At 73.4% G+C, this 17,130-nt stretch carries 14 protein-coding genes and 1 riboswitch; of the genes, 2 read left to right on the forward strand and 12 right to left on the reverse strand.

Annotated elements, in window-relative coordinates:
- Positions 1–114 precede the first annotated feature (114 nt).
- The gene (locus DSM26151_RS04195) at positions 115–1,983 is read left to right on the forward strand and encodes a phosphoenolpyruvate carboxykinase (GTP) (RefSeq protein WP_234661170.1); all 1,869 of its coding nucleotides are present in this window, start codon (positions 115–117) and stop codon (positions 1,981–1,983) included.
- A gap of 152 nt (positions 1,984–2,135) precedes the next feature.
- Here DSM26151_RS04195 and DSM26151_RS04200 read toward each other — a convergent pair whose 3' ends face one another.
- From DSM26151_RS04200 to DSM26151_RS04225, 6 genes are all read right to left on the reverse strand, one after another.
- Positions 2,136–2,651 carry a CHRD domain-containing protein gene (locus tag DSM26151_RS04200; RefSeq protein ID WP_234661171.1) on the reverse strand — a complete coding sequence of 172 codons (516 nt, stop codon included), beginning with the start codon at positions 2,649–2,651 and terminating at the stop codon, positions 2,136–2,138.
- A 108-nt stretch (positions 2,652–2,759) separates the two neighbouring features.
- Positions 2,760–3,245 carry a 2'-5' RNA ligase family protein gene (locus DSM26151_RS04205; RefSeq protein ID WP_234661172.1) on the reverse strand — a complete coding sequence of 162 codons (486 nt, stop codon included), beginning with the start codon at positions 3,243–3,245 and terminating at the stop codon, positions 2,760–2,762.
- 66 nt (positions 3,246–3,311) lie between these two features.
- A complete protein-coding gene (locus tag DSM26151_RS04210; protein ID WP_234661173.1) occupies positions 3,312–4,112 on the reverse strand; it encodes a hypothetical protein in 801 nt (266 codons plus the stop codon).
- 154 nt (positions 4,113–4,266) lie between these two features.
- Positions 4,267–6,321 (reverse strand): ABC transporter ATP-binding protein, encoded by a 2,055-nt coding sequence (locus DSM26151_RS04215; RefSeq protein WP_234661174.1) that lies wholly within the window; start codon positions 6,319–6,321, stop codon positions 4,267–4,269.
- A gap of 79 nt (positions 6,322–6,400) precedes the next feature.
- Positions 6,401–7,351, reverse strand: coding sequence for a carbohydrate kinase family protein (locus DSM26151_RS04220; protein WP_234661175.1), 951 nt, complete (start codon positions 7,349–7,351; stop codon positions 6,401–6,403).
- Positions 7,335–8,255 (reverse strand): pseudouridine-5'-phosphate glycosidase, encoded by a 921-nt coding sequence (locus DSM26151_RS04225; RefSeq protein WP_234661176.1) that lies wholly within the window; start codon positions 8,253–8,255, stop codon positions 7,335–7,337. Before DSM26151_RS04225 ends, DSM26151_RS04220 begins: the two co-directional genes overlap by 17 nt.
- A gap of 98 nt (positions 8,256–8,353) precedes the next feature.
- On the opposite strand from DSM26151_RS04225, the gene DSM26151_RS04230 reads away from it, so the two are divergent.
- Positions 8,354–11,035 carry an AMP-binding protein gene (locus DSM26151_RS04230; RefSeq protein ID WP_234661177.1) on the forward strand — a complete coding sequence of 894 codons (2,682 nt, stop codon included), beginning with the start codon at positions 8,354–8,356 and terminating at the stop codon, positions 11,033–11,035.
- A 55-nt stretch (positions 11,036–11,090) separates the two neighbouring features.
- On the opposite strand, the gene ribH is transcribed toward DSM26151_RS04230, so the two are convergent.
- The 6 genes from ribH to DSM26151_RS04260 form a co-directional block, all read right to left on the reverse strand.
- The gene (ribH, locus tag DSM26151_RS04235; protein WP_234661178.1) at positions 11,091–11,561 is read right to left on the reverse strand and encodes a 6,7-dimethyl-8-ribityllumazine synthase; all 471 of its coding nucleotides are present in this window, start codon (positions 11,559–11,561) and stop codon (positions 11,091–11,093) included.
- A complete protein-coding gene (ribA, locus tag DSM26151_RS04240) occupies positions 11,558–12,862 on the reverse strand; it encodes a GTP cyclohydrolase II (RefSeq protein WP_234661179.1) in 1,305 nt (434 codons plus the stop codon). Before ribA ends, ribH begins: the two co-directional genes overlap by 4 nt.
- On the reverse strand, positions 12,859–13,578 hold the full coding sequence (locus DSM26151_RS04245; protein WP_234661180.1) for a riboflavin synthase: 720 nt from the start codon (positions 13,576–13,578) through the stop codon (positions 12,859–12,861). Before DSM26151_RS04245 ends, ribA begins: the two co-directional genes overlap by 4 nt.
- 1 nt (position 13,579) lies before the next feature.
- Entirely contained in the window at positions 13,580–14,635 is a 1,056-nt protein-coding gene (ribD, locus tag DSM26151_RS04250; RefSeq protein ID WP_234661181.1) for a bifunctional diaminohydroxyphosphoribosylaminopyrimidine deaminase/5-amino-6-(5-phosphoribosylamino)uracil reductase RibD, read from the reverse strand.
- A gap of 74 nt (positions 14,636–14,709) precedes the next feature.
- Positions 14,710–14,855, reverse strand: a riboswitch (FMN riboswitch).
- Positions 14,856–14,906: 51 nt separating this feature from the next.
- Complete coding sequence (locus DSM26151_RS04255) at positions 14,907–16,028, reverse strand: hypothetical protein (protein ID WP_234661182.1); 1,122 nt, start codon at positions 16,026–16,028, stop codon at positions 14,907–14,909.
- Positions 16,029–16,110: 82 nt separating this feature from the next.
- Positions 16,111–17,049: a sugar-binding transcriptional regulator gene (locus DSM26151_RS04260; RefSeq protein ID WP_234661790.1), complete on the reverse strand. Its 939-nt coding sequence runs from the start codon at positions 17,047–17,049 to the stop codon at positions 16,111–16,113.
- Between the last annotated feature and the right edge of the window lie 81 nt (positions 17,050–17,130).

Below are 17,130 nucleotides of genomic sequence, written 5' to 3' on the forward strand. Positions count from 1 at the left end.
TCGAAAGATCGCCAGTTCTTAACCCCCGATTTGGCCGGCATGGTCTGTCGGTCTTGTCGAGAATGGAATCAGCCACCGAACACGGGGCTCGCCACACTCCTCGAAAGGACGACGATGACCATCTCCGACGCCTCGGTCAACGCCTCCGGAACCGCCTCGGACGCGGAGGGACGCCCCCACGGCACCACCGACACGGCGCTGCGCGCCTGGGTCGCCGAGATCGCCGCACTCACGCAGCCCGACGAGATCGTCTGGTGCGACGGCTCGAAGCACGAAGCCGACATGCTCACGCGGCAGCTGCTCGCCGAGGACAAGCTCATCAAGCTCAACCCCGAGTGGCGACCGAACAGCTACCTCGCGCGCACCGACCCGTCGGACGTCGCGCGCGTCGAGGACCGCACCTTCATCTGCTCCACCTACGAGGAGGACGCCGGTCCGACCAACAACTGGCGCGACCCGCACGCGATGCGCGAAGAGCTCAACGGCGTGTTCGCCGGCTCGATGAAGGGCCGCACGATGTACGTCGTGCCGTTCTCGATGGGCCCGCTCGGCGGCCCCATCAGCCAGCTCGGGGTCGAGATCACCGACTCGCCGTACGTCGTGCTCTCGATGGGCATCATGACCCGGATGGGCGAGCAGGTCTACCGCCTCATCGAGACGGGCGAGCCGTGGGTGCGCACCGTGCACTCGGTCGGCTACCCGCTCGTCGACGGCGTCGGCCACCGGCGCCCCGAGGTCGACTGGCCCTGCAACGACACCAAGTACATCGTGCAGTTCCCGGACTCGCGCGAGATCTGGTCCTACGGTTCGGGGTACGGCGGCAACGCGCTGCTCGCCAAGAAGTGCTTCGCCCTGCGCATCGCGAGCGTCATGGCGCGCGACGAGGGCTGGCTCGCCGAGCACATGCTGCTCATCAAGGTCACCTCGCCGGCGGGCAAGGTCTACCACATCGCCGCGGCCTTCCCGTCGGCGTGCGGCAAGACCAACCTCGCCATGCTCCAGCCCACGATCCCCGGCTGGAAGGTCGAGACGATCGGCGACGACATCGCCTGGATGCGTCCCGGCGCCGACGGTCGCCTCTACGCGATCAACCCCGAGGCGGGCTTCTTCGGCGTCGCGCCCGGAACCGGCGAGTCGACCAACCCGACCGCGGTGCAGACGCTGTGGGGCAACACGATCTTCACCAACGTCGCGCTCCGCCCGGACGGCGACGTGTGGTGGGAGGGCCTGACCGACACCGCGCCCGACGAGCTCACCGACTGGCAGGGCAACCACTGGACGCCGGCCTCCGGCCGCCCGGCAGCGCACCCGAACTCCCGGTTCACGGTCGCCGCCGCGCAGTGCCCGCAGATCTCCGACGACTGGGACGCCCATGACGGCGTGCCGGTCGACGCGATCCTCTTCGGCGGTCGTCGCGCGACGAACGTGCCGCTCGTGGCCCAGGCCCGCTCCTGGAAGCACGGCGTGTTCATGGGCGCGACCATCTCGTCGGAGCAGACGGCAGCGGCAGAGGGCACCGTCGGCGAGCTCCGCCGCGACCCGTTCGCGATGCTGCCCTTCTGCGGGTACAACATGGCCGACTACTGGGGCCACTGGGTCAAGATGGGCCGCATCCTCGGTGAGAACGCACCGCAGATCTTCCAGGTCAACTGGTTCCGCAAGGGCCACGACGGGAAGTTCCTCTGGCCCGGGTTCGGCGAGAACTCGCGCGTGATCGAGTGGATCGTCGGCCGCCTCGAGGGCACCGCCGACGCCGAGTCCAGCCCGATCGGGATGCTCCCCGCGGCCGGATCGCTCGACCTCGACGGCATCGAGATCTCGGACGACGCACTCGAGCAGCTCTTCGAGGTCGACCCGAAGACCTGGCTCGCCGAGTGCGAGCTCACGGAGGAGTACTTCTCCCAGTTCGGCGACCGGGTGCCCGCAGCGCTCCGCGCCGAACTGTCCAGCCTTCGCTACCACCTGCAGCAGCAGGTCGGGTAGTCACCGGCTCGCCGGTCGTCGCTCAGGGGTGGGCGGCGACCGGCGAATCGCGCGCGGCGACGCGCCGACGACGGATGCCGCGGGGCGGGCGTGCACGGGAAGGCACGCCCGCCCCGCGGCATCCGCTTCCTCCACTGCCGCCGATGGGCGGCTCAGCGGATCTGGCCCCGGATCTCGCCGGACGGGATGTCGCCGGGCTCGCCCGTCGCCGGCGCGACGCCGTCGTTCGTGTGCACGTTGACGTAGGCGCCGCCGGTCTCGAGCAGGTCGATGAGCGCATCCAGCGACTGGCCGGCGAGCGGGCCGACGAGGTCGGCCGACGTGATCGTTCCGGTGCTCAGTACGCCGCTGGTCCGGCCGGAGCCGGGTGCGCCGGGGCCGTGGAGGAACGCCACGACGGGACCGTTCGCACCTGCGGGGGCGGCGTGGATGTGCGCGGCGACGGGATTGCGCAGGTTCGCCACGATGAGGCGGAACTCGATCGATTCACCGCCGTCGACGACCTTGAGGACGGTCGCGCCGCGGGCGAGCGAGTCGTTCGTCGGCACCTCCTGCGAGGCGCTGAGCTGCGCGACGTAGGTCGTGTCGGAAGCCTGCGCGGCCGCCGCGGGCGCGAGCGATGCGGCAGCCGCGAGCGCGACGACGGAGAGCATGCGTGCGATGTGCATGATCGAACCTCCTGATCGGGTGTCGACCGGCATCGGCGTCGGCCGACGTGCGCATTCTCGTCCGATCTTCGGTGCGCCGAAACCCCCACCGCCCGCCCGAACCTCCCCTCACACCGGGGCGGCGGGGTCGGGGAGGGACCAGGCGGCGGCGACGCTGCGCATCGACGGACCCTCGGGCGGGCGGAGGTCGACGAGCGCGACCTGGGTGAGACGGATGCCGCGGCCGGGCCGCACCGCGCCGTGCACGCCGTCGGTCACGTGCGGCCGGAAGTCGGGTCGGGCCCGGGCGACGTCGACGTCGGCCATGCGGAGTGCGTGCAGCAGGCGGGTTCGCATCGCGCCGAGCGGACCCCGGTCGCGCAGGAGCGTGACGGGCACGTCGTGACGCCTGCCGAACATCGCCCGACCGGAGGCGACCACCTCGACGGGCTCACGGCCCCGCAGTTGCCCGCCGACGACGTCCGCGACCCAGGCCGCGTCGTGGCCGGTCTCGAACGGCTCGACGACGGTGACGTGCAGCGGCCAGCGTGAGACGGGGAACGCCTCACCGACCCCGAGCGGGGTGAGCGGCAGCACCACCGCGAACCGGCCCATGCCGTGAGACTACGCCGGGACGGCCGGATGCCCCCGGCCGGACGCTCCCGGCCGGACGCTCCCGGCTCAGGCGCTCCCGCCGAGCAGGTCGAGCAGCGCGTCGGAGGCGAACCGCACCTCGATCGAGCCCGTCGGCCCGCCGTCGGCCGAGCCCACCCAGAGGCTCGAACCCTCGTGGAGGCGCATCCACCCGTCGCGGAACACGACGTCGGCGCCCACGACGATCCCGATGACCGGCGACTCGCCCGCGCGGACCGCGACCGACCCCTCGACCGTCTGCTCGGCGCGCGCGTCGACGTCCTCGCGCGCCGACACGCCGACCAGGGGGCGGATCGGGTCGGCGAACCCGGGGGCGTCGAACGGGCTGCCGGCCGTCGCGTCGGGCACGACGCCGACACGGACCTCGGTCGAGACGAGCGCGGTGTCGGCCTGCCCGTCGAGCACGAGGCGGGCGCCGACACGGAACCGGTAGTACACCCGGCCGTCGGTCGGCGCCTGGGGCAGCACGACCGCGCTCACCCAGTTCCGCGTCCATGCGAGGGCGTCGCCGCTGCGGTTCGGCGGGTCGTACAGGCTCGCGGTGATCCGCACGGCGCCGTCGGTGCGCGTGGGGGCGGATCGCAGCGAGACCGGCCGGTCGCCGGCGGGCGCGATCGAGCGCGCCTGCTCGAACGCGGGCAGGCGCTGGGTGTCCCATTCCCTCAGCCACGCCTGAAGGTGCGAGCGGAGTTCGTCGAACGTCGGCCCGGGATCGGCGGATGCCGTCTCGGCACGTTCGACGATCTCGGGCGCGGCGTCGAGCACGGCGGCGAGATCGCGAACGGTCGTCGTGCCGCGGGCGGTGCGGGGTGCGTCGAGCAAGGTCATGTCGGTCCTCCATCGGGGATGGCGCGAGCGCGCCGGGGTCACGCGATGGGTCGACGGTAGGGCGGCCCGACGGGTGCGGCATCCGCGCTGGCCCCGGGTCGGGGTGGGGGAGAACCCTGAGGCGTCGGGGCGGGGCGGCCCGGCGGGAGCGGGCTCAGACGAGCAGCTGGTGCTCCGCCAGTTCGCGGTAGAGGGGGACGGTCTCGACGAGTTCGGCGTGCGTGCCCTCGCCGATGACCCGCCCTTCCTCGAGGACGACGATGCGGTCGGAGTCGATCACGGTCGAGAGCCGGTGCGCGATCACGATGAGCGTGCGGCCCGACGCGACCGCGTCGATGGCTTCGCGCATCATGCGCTCGTTGACGCCGTCGAGCGAGGAGGTCGATTCGTCGAGCAGCAGGATCGGCGGCGCTGCGAGCAGGGCTCGAGCGATGGCGAGGCGCTGGCGCTCGCCGCCCGAGAGCGTGATGCCGTTCTCGCCGACCTGCGCGTCGAGCCCCGCTGGGTCGCGTTCGAGCACGCCGCCGAGGTTCACGGCGTGCAGGACGTGCGCGCACTCCGCGTCGGTCGCGTCGGGGCTGCCGAGCAGGAGGTTGTCGCGGAGCGTGCCGGCGAGCACCGGGGCGTCCTGTTCGACGTAGCCGATCTGGGCGCGCAGTTCGGCGCGTTCGAGCGAGCGCAGGTCGAGACCGCCCAGGCGGACCGTACCCACGCTCGGGTCGTAGAACCGCTCGATGAGCGCGAGGATCGTCGACTTCCCGGCGCCCGACGGGCCGACGAGCGCGATCCGCCCGCCGCGCGGAACCCGGAACGACACCCCGCGCAGCACCGGCTGCCGGTCGGTCACGTCGGGCTCGGGCAGGTGCTCGTCGGGCGAGTCGTTGGCGGGGTCGGCCGGGTCCGAGGGGCGGGTGAGCGCGTAGGCGAAGTGCACGTCGTCGAACTCGATCGCGGCGGCATCCGGAAGCAGGCCCTCGTTGGCGGGGCCGACCATGACCGCGCGCGCGGCGAGCTGCCGGTCGTTCGCGTCCTCGTCGGGCAGGTCGAGGATCTCCTGGATGCGGCCGAGCGCGCCGAGCGCCTGGTTGACCGAGGTGAACGCGCCGAACGCCAGGCCGAGCGGCATGATCATCATGAACAGGAACAGGATGAACGTGACGAGGTCGGCGATCTCGATCGCGCCGGATGCGACGCGGAAGCCGCCGACGCCGATCACGACGAGGAACGAGACCTGCATCGCGATGCCGGCGATGGGGACGATGAGCGCGGAGACGCGAGCGACCTCGACGCCCTTCGCCCATGCGCGCTCGGCCTCGCGCTCGACGTCGCGGATCTCGCGGTCGGTCGCGCCCGCGGCGCGGATGGTGCGCACCGACGTGATCGCGCGCTCCACGGATGCCGCGACGTCGCCGACCTTGGCCTGGGCCGCGTGCGAGGCCTCTCGGACCCGCGACGCGAGGAGGGTCACGGTCGTGATCGCGATCGCGATGACGAGGGCGGTGAGGCCGAGCAGCACCGGGTCGATGACGAGCATCGCGATGAGCGCGCCGATGAACGTGACGCTCCCTCCGATGGCTTCGACGAGCCCCTGCGTGAGGACCGCACGGAGCATGGTGGTGTCGCTGCCCACGCGGGAGACGAGGTCGCCCGTGCGTCGGGTGTCGAACTCGGCGATCGGCAGGTGCAGGATCTTCGCGATGAGCCGGCGCCGGCTCGAGAGCACGACGCCCTCGCCCGTGCGTTGCAGGAGGTAGTGCTGGTAGCCGGTGATGACGGCGCTCACGACGACGAGCGCGACGAGCGCCCAGACGAGGCCGTCGAGCGGGTCGCCGGCCTCGACGATCGTGATCACCCGGCCGACGAGGAGCGGTTGGGCGAGGCTCGCGACGGCGCCGACGATCGAGAGCGCCGCGACGAAGATGAGGACCGGCTTGTGCTCGAAGATGAAGGGCAGCAGCTGGCGGAAGCTCGCCCGGGGGCCGGACGGGGTCTCGCCGCGGCGGCCGAACGGGCTGCGGCGCGGCGGCCGCGTCGCTCCGGCCGTGTTCGCCGGCCCGGCGTCGGCAGCGGCGTCGCCGCCCGCGTCGCGCCCGGCGGCGTCGCGCCGTCCGATGAGGGGGATGCCCCCGGTGCGGGCCGCGCGGGCGGCCGCGCGCTCGGCGGCGCGGGCTGCGGATCGGGTGCCGGGTGTGGTCTCGGTGTCGCTCATGGGTCGTCCTTCGCGGCGGCGGCATCCGTCGTCCGGGATTCCGGGCCGCCTTGCAGCATACGTCGCCCGGCTGGGAGCGTCAGAACCGGCCGTCCCTCCTGTGGACAGCGTGCGCGCCCGGAGCCGGCCGAGGCCGCTCGGGTTCGACGTCGCCGCCCGGCGAGGCGATGACGGATGCCGCGAGCCCGTGCCCCGCGGCGCACGCCGACCCGGCGTCGGCCCCGGCCAGCGCTGCCGCGAGGTACCCGGCCGCGAACGCGTCGCCCGCGCCGGTGAGGTCGCGGACCTCTGCGACGGGCGGCACCGGGACGCGGGCGACGGGCTCGCCCGCGTCGAACACCTCGGTCGGCCGGGGGCCGTGCTTCACGACCACCCGGGCGGCGACGGATGCCGCGGCCCGGCCGCCGCCGTCGATGCCGAGCAGTTCGGCCTCGGTCTCGTTCGCGAAGAGCACGTCGGGGCGCAGCTCGGCCAGCCACCCGGCGACGCGCGCCACGCCGAGCCCGTCGATGAGCCCGGTCGACGAGGCGTCGATCGAGACGCGCGCTCCACGCTCGCGGGCGAGCGCGATGAGGCGGCGGACCTCGCTGCGCATGGGGTCGTGCTCCAACCCGTAGCTCGGCGCGTGCAGCCAGGCGATGCCGTCGAGCCATCCGGCGTCGACGTCCGCGAGTTCGGCCGCCGACGCCCGATCGGGGAACATGGTGCGCTCGCCATCCGGCGCGACGATGAGCACGACCGCTCCGGTGCGCCCCTCGCGCTGGGCGCGCACGTCCACGCCGCCCGAGGCCAGGGCCGACACGAGCGCGGCGCCCGCGCCGTCGTCGCCGACACGGCCGATGAACCGCGTCGGCGTGCGGTTCGCGGCGTGCGCGGCGACGTTCGCGGCGCTGCCGCCGCGCGATCGGAACACCCGGGCCGCCGAGTCGGTCGCGGCGCGGATCGGCTCGGTCGCCCAGACCACGATGTCCTCGAGCAGGTCGCCGACGACGACGAGCACGCCGGGGCCGGGCTCAGCCGGCGAGCTCACGAGCGATCTCCGCGCCGAGCAGGGCGTTGCCGCGGTAGACCGCGAGGTTCGCCTCGAGGCTGCGGCCGCCGGTCGCGCGCAGGACGAAGTCGAGGAGGAACGGGGTGGTGTCGTGGCCGGTCACGCCGGCGGCATCCGCTGCGGCCAATGCCTCGGCGAGGACGCGCAGGTGCTCGTCGGGATCGAGTTGGTCGGACTCGGCGACCGGGTTCGCGACGAGCACGGCCGAGGCCAGGCCGAGTTCGTCGCGCCCGCGCGCGACGGCCGCGGCCTCCGCGGCGGAGTCGACGCTCGCCGGGGCCGCGAAGCCCGAGTCGGCGACGTAGAACCCGGGGAACCGGTCGGTCCGATACCCGAGCACGGTGATGCCGAGCGTCTCGAGGCGTTCGAGGGTCGCCCCCACGTCGAGGATCGACTTCACGCCGGCGCTCACCACCACGATGGGCGTCGCGGCGAGCGCGGGCAGGTCGGTCGACTCGTCGAACGTGTCGCTCGCGCCGCGGTGCACCCCGCCGAGGCCGCCCGTCGAGAACACCCGGATGCCTGCGCGGTGCGCGAGCCACGCCGTCGCGGCGACGGTGGTGCCCGCGTCCAGACCCGCGGCGCGCGCGACGGGCAGGTCGCGCGTGCTCGCCTTGACGATGCCCTCGACGGTGCAGAGGCGTTCGATCTCGCGCTCGTCCAGGCCGACCACGGCCGTGCCGCCGACGACCCCGATCGTCGCGGGCTCGACGCCGGCCTCGCGGACGAGCGCCTCCGTGGCGAGGCCGACCTCGAGGTTCCGCGGGCTCGGCAGCCCGTGCGTCAGGATCGTCGACTCGAGTGCGAGCACCGGTCTGCCGGCGTCGACGGCGTCGCGCACGCGATCGGCGATGCGCAGGGCGGGGGAGCGGTCGGGCTGCATGCGCCTCATCGTACGGCGGCGTCATCGGATTCGATGCGAGGCATCCTCAGCAGGTAAGGTGAGCCTTACCTGTTTCCTTCGTCCCGAGGTGGCCTCCCATGCACGACCTGCTGACCAGGACCGAGCCCGCGCTCGACCTGCTCGGCGGCGACCCCTCGGCACCCGCACTCGTCACACCGACCGGAACGGTCGACTACGCCGAACTCGCCGACCGGGTCCGCGCCCGCCGCGACGAGCTCGGCGACGGCCGCCGGCTGGTCTTCCTCGCCGCCGCGAACACCGTCGAATCGATCGTGACCCACGTCGCAGCGCTCGCGGCCGGGCATCCGGTCCTGCTGCTGCCGTCGGGCATCGACGAGAGCGCGCTCGCCGGGCTCGCAGACCGGTACGAGCCCGACGTGATCGCCCGCTCCGAGGCATCCGCCCTGACGATCGAGCACGCCTCGCGGGCGAGCGGGCACCGCTTCCACCCCGAGCTCGCGCTCCTCGCGAGCACGTCCGGCTCGACCGGATCGCCCAAGCTCGTCCGGCTCTCCCGGCGAAACGTCCGCTCGAACGCCCGCAGCATCGCCGACTACCTCGGGCTCACGCCCGACGATCGTGCGGCCACCACGCTGCCGCTCGGATACTGCTACGGGCTCTCCGTCGTCAACAGCCACCTCCTCGCCGGCGCCAGCGTGCTGCTCACCGAGCGGTCGGTCGTCGAACCGGCGTTCTGGGACGAGTTCCAGGAGCTCGGAGCGACCTCGTTCGCGGGCGTCCCGTACACCTACGAACTGCTCGAGACCACCGACTTCGCCGAGCGCGACCTGCCCGATCTCCGCTACGTCACGCAGGCCGGCGGCCGGCTCGCGCCGGAGAAGGTGCGTGCGCTGGCCGGGCTCGGCCGCAGGCGAGGCTTCGACGTCGTCGTCATGTACGGGCAGACCGAGGCCACCGCGCGCATGGCCTACCTGCCGCCCGCGCTCGCCGAGCGCGCCGCGGGCGCCATCGGGCTGCCGATCCCCGGCGGTTCGTTCCGCATCGACCAGACCGTGGGCGGCGGCGCACCCGGCGAGGGCGAGCTGGTCTACTCGGGGCCGAACGTCATGATGGGCTACGCCCACGACGCGGCCGACCTCGAGCGCGGACCCGAACTCGACGAACTGCGCACCGGCGACCTCGCACGCCGTCGCGACGACGGGCTGTTCGAGATCACGGGCAGGCTCAGCCGGTTCGTCAAGAGCTTCGGCCTGCGGATCGACCTCGACGACCTCGAGCGCAAGCTGGCGGCCGACGGCCTCGCAGTGCGAACCGTGGCCGGCGGCGAACGGCTCGTCGCCTTCGTCGTGCACGACCGCGCGATCGACCCCGCACGCGACGGTGTCGCCGCGGCCACGGGCCTGCCGCCCCACGCCTTCGACGTGCACGCGATCGCCGAGTTCCCGCGCACCGCCAACGGCAAGCCCGATCACGCGGCCCTCCGCGCCCACGCGGAGCTGCTCGCGAGAGCGGATGCCGCGCCCCACACGGCACGCGGGGCGGCGGTCGACCCGGCGAGCACGTCCTGCGACCTGCGCGACCTGTACGCCGAACTGCTCGGGCGACCAGACGCGACCGAGGACGACACGTTCGCGAGCCTCGACGGCGACTCGCTGAACTACGTCGAGCTCGCGCTCCGGCTCGAGGAGCGCATCGGCGCCCTCCCGACGGACTGGCCGAGCCGCAGCATCCGAGACCTCGCGGCCCGCCGCGGGCCGGGCGTTCCGGCGGCGCCCGCTCCGGCCCGCGCGGGTTCCGACGCGCGGCCCGGCGGCTCCGCGAAGCGCGGCGCGCGCACCCCGCGACGCCGCCGGTTCGCGCGCCTCGAGACCTCCGTCGTCCTGCGCACGGTCGCGATCCTGCTCATCGTCGCGACGCACGCCGACGTGATCCAGCTCCAGGGCGGCGCCCACCTGCTGCTCGCGGTCGCGGGCTTCAACCTCGCACGGTTCCGCCTGTCCGAGCCGCGGGCCCTGTGGCGCGACGCGCGCGGCGCGCACGGCGCGCGGAGCAGGCGGGTGCGCGGGCTGCTGCGCAGCGCGAGCGCCGTCGCGGTGCCGGCGGTGCTGTGGATCGGCGGCGTCGCGCTCATCGCGGGCACCTACGACCCGGCGACCGTCGCGCTGTCGAACTGGATGGTCCCCGGCGCGGACTCGTGGAACGAGCAGTGGCAGTTCTGGTTCCTCGAAGCGCTCATCTGGTCGATCCTCGGCCTCGCGGCGCTCTTCGCGATCCCCGGAGTCGGCGGGCTCGAGCGACGGCACCCCTACGCGTTCGCCGTCGCCGCCCTCGTCGGCGCCCTCGCGGTGCGCTACCTCGTCTCCGGCGGGGTCACGGCCGCATCCCCGATGCGCTACGCGCTTCCGGCGATCGCCTGGCTCATCGCGCTCGGCTGGCTCGTCGCGCGCTCGGACACGACGGTGCGCCGGATCGTCGTCACCGCGATCACGCCGGTCGTCGTCACCGGGTTCTTCGGCGACCCGGTGCGCGAGGCGATCGTGATCGGCGGCGTCCTGCTGCTCGTGTGGGTTCCGAGCCTGCCCGTCCCCGCGTTCCTCGCCGGGGCGGTCGGCACCGTGGCATCCGCGTCGCTGTTCGTCTACCTGACCCACTGGCAGGTGTATCCGCCCATCGAGGAGTGGTCGCCGCCGCTCGCGATCGTCGCGTCGTTCGCGGTCGGCATCGCCGCGTGGTGGCTCTGGGGGCGGGCGACGGGCTGGTTCGGCAGCGCTCGCCGAGCCGTGCGCGCACGGCGCTGAGGACCGGGCGCGCGCGGGCCCTCGACGGAGCCCCGCGCTCGACGGGACGGCGCGTTCAGCCGCGCAGGCGCTCCAGCATGCGCGCCGTGACGAGCGCGGCCTCGGCTGCCTCGCGACCCTTGTCCTCCTTCGAGCCGGGCAGGCCCGCCCGGTCCAGCCCCTGCTGCTCGTCATCGAGCGTCAGCACGCCGAACCCGACCGGCTTGCCGGTGTCGAGCGCGACCCGCGTGAGCCCGTCGGTCGCCGCGGCCGACACGTACTCGAAGTGGGGCGTGCCGCCCCGGATGATGACGCCCAGCGCCACGACCGCGTCGGCACCGCCATCGAGCGCGGCCTTCGCCGCGACGGGCAGCTCGAAGCTGCCCGGCACCCGCACGATCTCGAAGTCGGCACCGGCCGCCTCCAGCGTCCGCGTGGTGCCGGCGATCAGCCCGTTCGTGATCTCGTCGTGCCAGCTTCCGGCGACGACGACGACCCGCAGGCCCCGTCCGTCGACCTCGAGTGCCGGGCTTCCCGCTCCGCTCATGATGCGTGTCCTCTCAGGAGTTCTTCGGCAGCGGCCTCGGTCAGCTGCACGTCGTCGATGGAATGACCCATGCGGGTCCGCTTGGTCTCGAGGTAGTCCGCGTTCACGCTGCCGACGCCGACCACGAGCGGCACCCGGTCGGCGACGCGGATGCCGTGCGCCTCGAGCTGGCGCACCTTCTCGGGGTTGTTCGTCATGAGGCGCACGCGGTCGATGCCGAGGTCGTCGAGGATGGCGCTCGCCGCCGTGTAGTCGCGCGCGTCGATCGGCAGGCCGAGCGCGAGGTTCGCGTCGAGCGTGTCGAGGCCGCCCTCCTGGAGCCGGTAGGCGCGCAGCTTGTTGATCAGGCCGATGCCGCGACCCTCGTGCCCGCGCAGGTAGACCACGACCCCGCCGTGCTCGGCGATGGTCGCGAGCGCGGTGTCGAGCTGCGGCCCGCACTCGCACTTGAGCGAGCCGATCGCCTCGCCCGTCAGGCACTCGGAGTGCACGCGCACGACGGCGCCCGCCCCGTCCGATGCGGGGTCGCCGGCGATGATCGCGAGATGGTCGGCGCCCGTGCTGCGGTCGCGGTAGGCGCGCACCCGGAACGTGCCATGCAGCGTCGGCAGGCCCGTCTCGACCTCGAACTGGACGCGCGAGGTCTCGTCGACGGATGCCGGGGCCTCGTGCCGGGCCAGGTCCTGGCCGTCGTGGCGCTCGCGCAGCCAGTCGACGAGTGCGGCGACGGTCGTCACGGGCAGCCCCTCGCGCTCGCCGAGTTCGATGAGGCCGGGCAGGCGCATCATCTCGCCGTCGTCGGCGACGAGTTCGCCGATGACGCCGACGGGCGACAGGCCCGCCAGCCGCATGAGGTCGACGGCCGCCTCGGTGTGGCCCGCACGTTCGCGGACGCCGCCGTCGACGGCGCGCAGGGGCAGGATGTGCCCGGGACGGATGAGGCGCTCGGGGGTCGCGTCCGGGTCGGCGAGCACGCGCAGCGTGTGCGCGCGGTCGGACGCCGAGATGCCGGTCGACGTGCGGTCGGAGGCATCCACCGAGACGGTGTACGCGGTTCCGCGCGCGTCCTCGTTGCGCGCGACCATGGGCGGAAGGTCGAGCCGGTCCGCGAACGATCCCGGCATGGGCGCGCAGAGGTAGCCGCTCGTGTTGCGGACCATCCACGCGATCCACTCCTGGGTCGCGAACTCGGCCGCCATGATCGCGTCGCCCTCGTTCTCGCGAGCCTCGTCGTCGGCGACGATGACGGGCTTGCCCGCGCGCAGCGCCTCGAGCACCTCGGGGATCGTCGCGAGGCTCATCGGTCGCCTCCGATCGTCGTGGATGCCGAATCCGAAGCCGGCGCCGCGTCGCCCGCCGAGAAGCCGGAGCCCGGTCCGCCCGGTTCGGCGAGCGAGGAGGGCAGCGCCCGGTGGGTGTCCAGTCGCAGCATCCGCTGCACGTGCCGCGCGAGCACGTCGGTCTCGAGGTTGACCCGGTCGCCCGCTTCGAGCGTGCCGAGCGTGGTCGCGGCGAGCGTCTCCGGGATCAGCGAGACCTCGAACCACGACCCGTCGGGGTCGTCGCCGATCGCGCTGACCGTGAGCGACACGCCGTCGACCGCGATCGACCCCTTGTCGACGACGAGCGGTGCGAGCGGTGCCGGCAGCGAGAACCGCACGACGCTCCACGCCTCGCCCGGGGTGACCTGGAGCACCTCTCCGGTGCCGTCGATGTGCCCCTGCACGATGTGCCCGCCGAGCCGGTCGCCGACGAGCGCGGCGCGCTCGAGGTTGACGGCGCGGTCGATCGCGACGGTGTCGAGGGTCGACATCGCGAGGGTCTGCGCCATCACGTCGGCGCTGAACGACTCGGCGTCGGAGTCGACGACCGTCAGGCACACGCCCGAGACGGCGATGGAGTCGCCGTGACGCACGCCGTCGACGACCTTCGGGCCGTGCACGGTGACGCGGACGACGTCCGCGCGGGGTTCGACCCGGGTGACGCGCCCGAGCTCCTCGATGATTCCGGTGAACATGTCACGCCCTTCCTGGGGTGGGGGTCTCGGGGTGCGCCGGCCTGGCGACGACGAGCACGTCGTCGCCGAGGCGCACGAGGTCGGAGATGCGCAGTCGTGGCGCGTCGGCGATGGTCGCGACGCCGAGGTCGCCGACCGCGGTTCGAGGCCCGCCGATGAGGGCGGGAGCGAGGTAGACGAGCAGTTCGTCGACGAGGCCCGCGGCCAGGAACGCGGTCGCGAGCGTCGGGCCTCCCTCGACGAAGAGCGAGCGGATGCCGCGGCGCTGCAGTTCCTCGAGGTCCGCGCCGAGGTCGCCGCCGGCGAGCAGGATCGGTTCGCGCGGGTGCGAGCGCAGGGCGGCGCCCTCGGGCAGCGGCCGTCGTCCGAACACGACCGGCACCGGCTGGTCCTCGAGCAGCGCCCCGTGGTCGTCGCGGGCGGTGAGCGCTGGGTCGTCGGCGAGCACGGTGCCGGCGCCGACGGCGATGGCGTCGGCTGCGGCGCGTCGGCGGTGCACGTCGGCGCGCGCGTGATCGCCCGTGATCCACCGGCTGGTGCCGTCGGCGGCCGCGACGCGACCGTCGAGGCTCGACGCCCACTTGACGGTGATGCGGGGGCGGCGTTCGCGGGCCGCGAAGAGCCAGTCCTCGAGCAGCGCCTCGACCTCGTCGGCGAGGACGCCCGACTCGACGTCGACGCCCGCGTCGCGCAGGGTCTGCGCACCGCCCGCGGAGTGCGGGCCGGGGTCGGCGACCGCGTACACGACGCGCGCGATGCCGGCGTCGACGAGGGCGCGGGCGCACGGGCCCGTGCGCCCGACGTGGTTGCAGGGTTCGAGCGTCACGATCGCGGTCGCGCCGCGCGCGGCACCGGGGTCGAGCGCGTCGAGTGCGTCGACCTCCGCGTGCGCGGTGCCGGCGCCCCGGTGCCATCCATCGGCGATCACCTCGCCGTCGGGGGAGAGGATCACGCAGCCGACGCGCGGGTTCACCCCGGTCGCCGGACCGCGCTCCGCCAGTTCGAGTGCGCGGCGCATCGCGTCGGCTTCCGCCGTCGTCCGCGTGGCCGTGGTCATCGCCGCCTCGCCTGCCTTCCAGGCTCCGGGGGCTCCCGGCAGCGCCGGATCGGCCGACCGCGCACGCGCCGCCGACACGTGCTGCCTCCCATCCGGACTTTCACCGTCGGTACCGGAGTTCCACCGGTTCAACCGTTCGCACGCGACCGGACGGTCGCACGCTCACGGCTCGCGGACTTTTACCGCCGGTTCGGACTTGCACCGACCCCGGAGCACGTTGCTCTTTCGATTCTAGGTCAACGCCGGAGGGGCGCGGGTATTCCGGGGCCGGTCAGCGGCAGCCCGCTGCGGCGTCGATCTGCGCGTCCGACGGGCGGCCGTAGGCCTCGATGCCGGAGCCCGGGATGTCGTAGCCCATGGAGATCGCCCATGCGGTCGCCCACATCTCGTGGTCGCTCGAGAACACGGATCCCGAGAAGATCGGCGCGCACTCCTCGCGCAGCACCTGGATGTGGCCGACCTCGTGCACGACGACCGCTTCCGCGTTCTCGTCCCACGAGTAGGCATCCTCGATGCTGTACGTCAGCGTGATGAGTCCCCACCCGGCACCGTCGGGGAAGAACTCGGCCGTGCCGGCGTAGTACTCGCTGCTCGAGTAGCCGCCCGCCTCATCGGCCCACTCGACGTCGAAGGGCACCCCGTTCGCGATCGACTCGGCGAAGTCCTCGATGCGAGCGCGCTCGGGATGGTCGGCGCGACGGGCCGCCTCGGAGGCCTGCGAACTCCGCATCGCGGCGACGGCGGTGGCGAGGTCGGCGAACGGGTCGGCCGAGCCGGATGAGATCGTCGGCGAGTGCCGCAGGTCGTCGATCGCCTGCTGCACGGCGACGCGCGTGCGGTGGGTCGCGGCCGGGTTGTCCTCGAGCGCCGCGGTCGCGAGGGCCTCGGTGCCGGCAACGAGCGCCTCGGAGGCGTCGGCGATGGCGAGGTTCCCTTCGGCGACCCGATGGGTCGCGACGTCGAGCGATTCGGCCGCGACCGTGCGCGAGGGCACGAGCCCGACGATGCGCCAGGCGTCGGCGTAGCGCTCCCACGCGGGTGCGAATCCGTCCGGGTCGCCGAGCCCGGCGATGCCGGGGCTCGCGGGCTCGTCGGCGAGTCGGGCACGGGCGTGCTCGAGTTCCTCGGAGAGCAGGGCGAGGTCCGCTGGGTCGACGAGGTCTCCCGAGGCGGCTTCGGCGAGGGCTTCGCCGCGGCGGATGGCGCTCTCGCCGCGCTCGGCGGTCGCGTCGTAGTCGGCCGCGGCCTCGTCGTACCGGCTGTCGGCGGCGGACCACGCGGGCCAGAGGTCGGCGTGGACGGCCGATGCGACGACCTGGTGGCCGACGGCCCAGGTCGCGATGACGGCGGTGATGGCGAGGGCGGTGATCGGGCCGCGGGCGTGGTCGTGCATGGATCCTCCCGGCGGTGGGTACGGCCGCCGGGATCACGCTACCCGGCGGGGGCGACGCTCCGGATCACGATTCGATCGCGACTCATCGGGCTTCGACGAGCCGGCGGGCCGTGCCCTCGTCGACGATCAGGTCGGTGATGAGGTCGCCGGCGAGGGCCCCGCGAAGGCCGGGAAGCTTCGCTCGGCCCGACACGACGCAGATGCGTCGCGGCGCGCGGCGCAGTACCTCGAAGTCGGGCCCGGTCGCCCGTGCGTTCAGGGGGATCCCGTCGGTCGAGCCGTCGGACCGGTAGAAGACGGTCGCGACGTCGCCGACGACACCGTCGCCGCTCAGCGCCTCGTAGTCCGCGCGCTCGAGGTAGCCGCCCTGGTAGACGTGGCTGGGCACCTCGGCGAAGGGCGAGCCGATGCCGAAGATCGCCACGTCCATCGCGGCCTGCAGGTCGAGGAGGCGCCGCGTGCTGCGCTCTCGCCAGAACGCCTCCTTCGTCGCGGGGTCGTCGAAGAACGCGGGCACGGGGAACTGCTGCACGCGTGCGCCGAAGGCGTCGCCGAATCGCCGCAGGAGCTCCGATGCGTAGAGGATGCCGGTCGTGCGGAGGTTGCCCGCGCCGTTCAATTGCACGATCTCGGAGTTGTGCGTCGCCTTCGGGGTGAGGTGGCGGCTCATGGCGCTCATCGTGGAGCCCCACGCGACACCGATCGTCTGGTTCGAGTCGATGAAGCGACTGAGAATCCGTGCAGCCGAGAGGGCGACCCGCTCGAGCCGGTCGACGTCGCTCGCGTGGTCGGGCACCGGGACGACGTGGGCCGCGACGCCGTGGCGGTCGAGGATCTCCTGTTCGAGCCGGCTCGGCAGGTCGAGCGGCGAGTGGATCGAGATCTCGACGAGCCCGGTGTCTCGGGCGTGGCTGAGCAGCCGCGAGACCGAGGATCGTGAGGTGTGCAGTTCCCTGGCGATCGCGTCCATGGTGAGGTCCTGCAGGTAGTACAGGTGGGCCGCGCGCAGCGCGTCGCGCATCTTGGCGGTGGGCGCCTCGGCCTCCCGCCTCGGCCCCGTGGCATCCGTCACGACCATCGGAACTCCCTTGCACGTATGTTC

The organism is Agromyces marinus (genome assembly GCF_021442325.1).
Taxonomy (GTDB): Bacteria; Actinomycetota; Actinomycetes; order Actinomycetales; family Microbacteriaceae; genus Agromyces; species Agromyces marinus.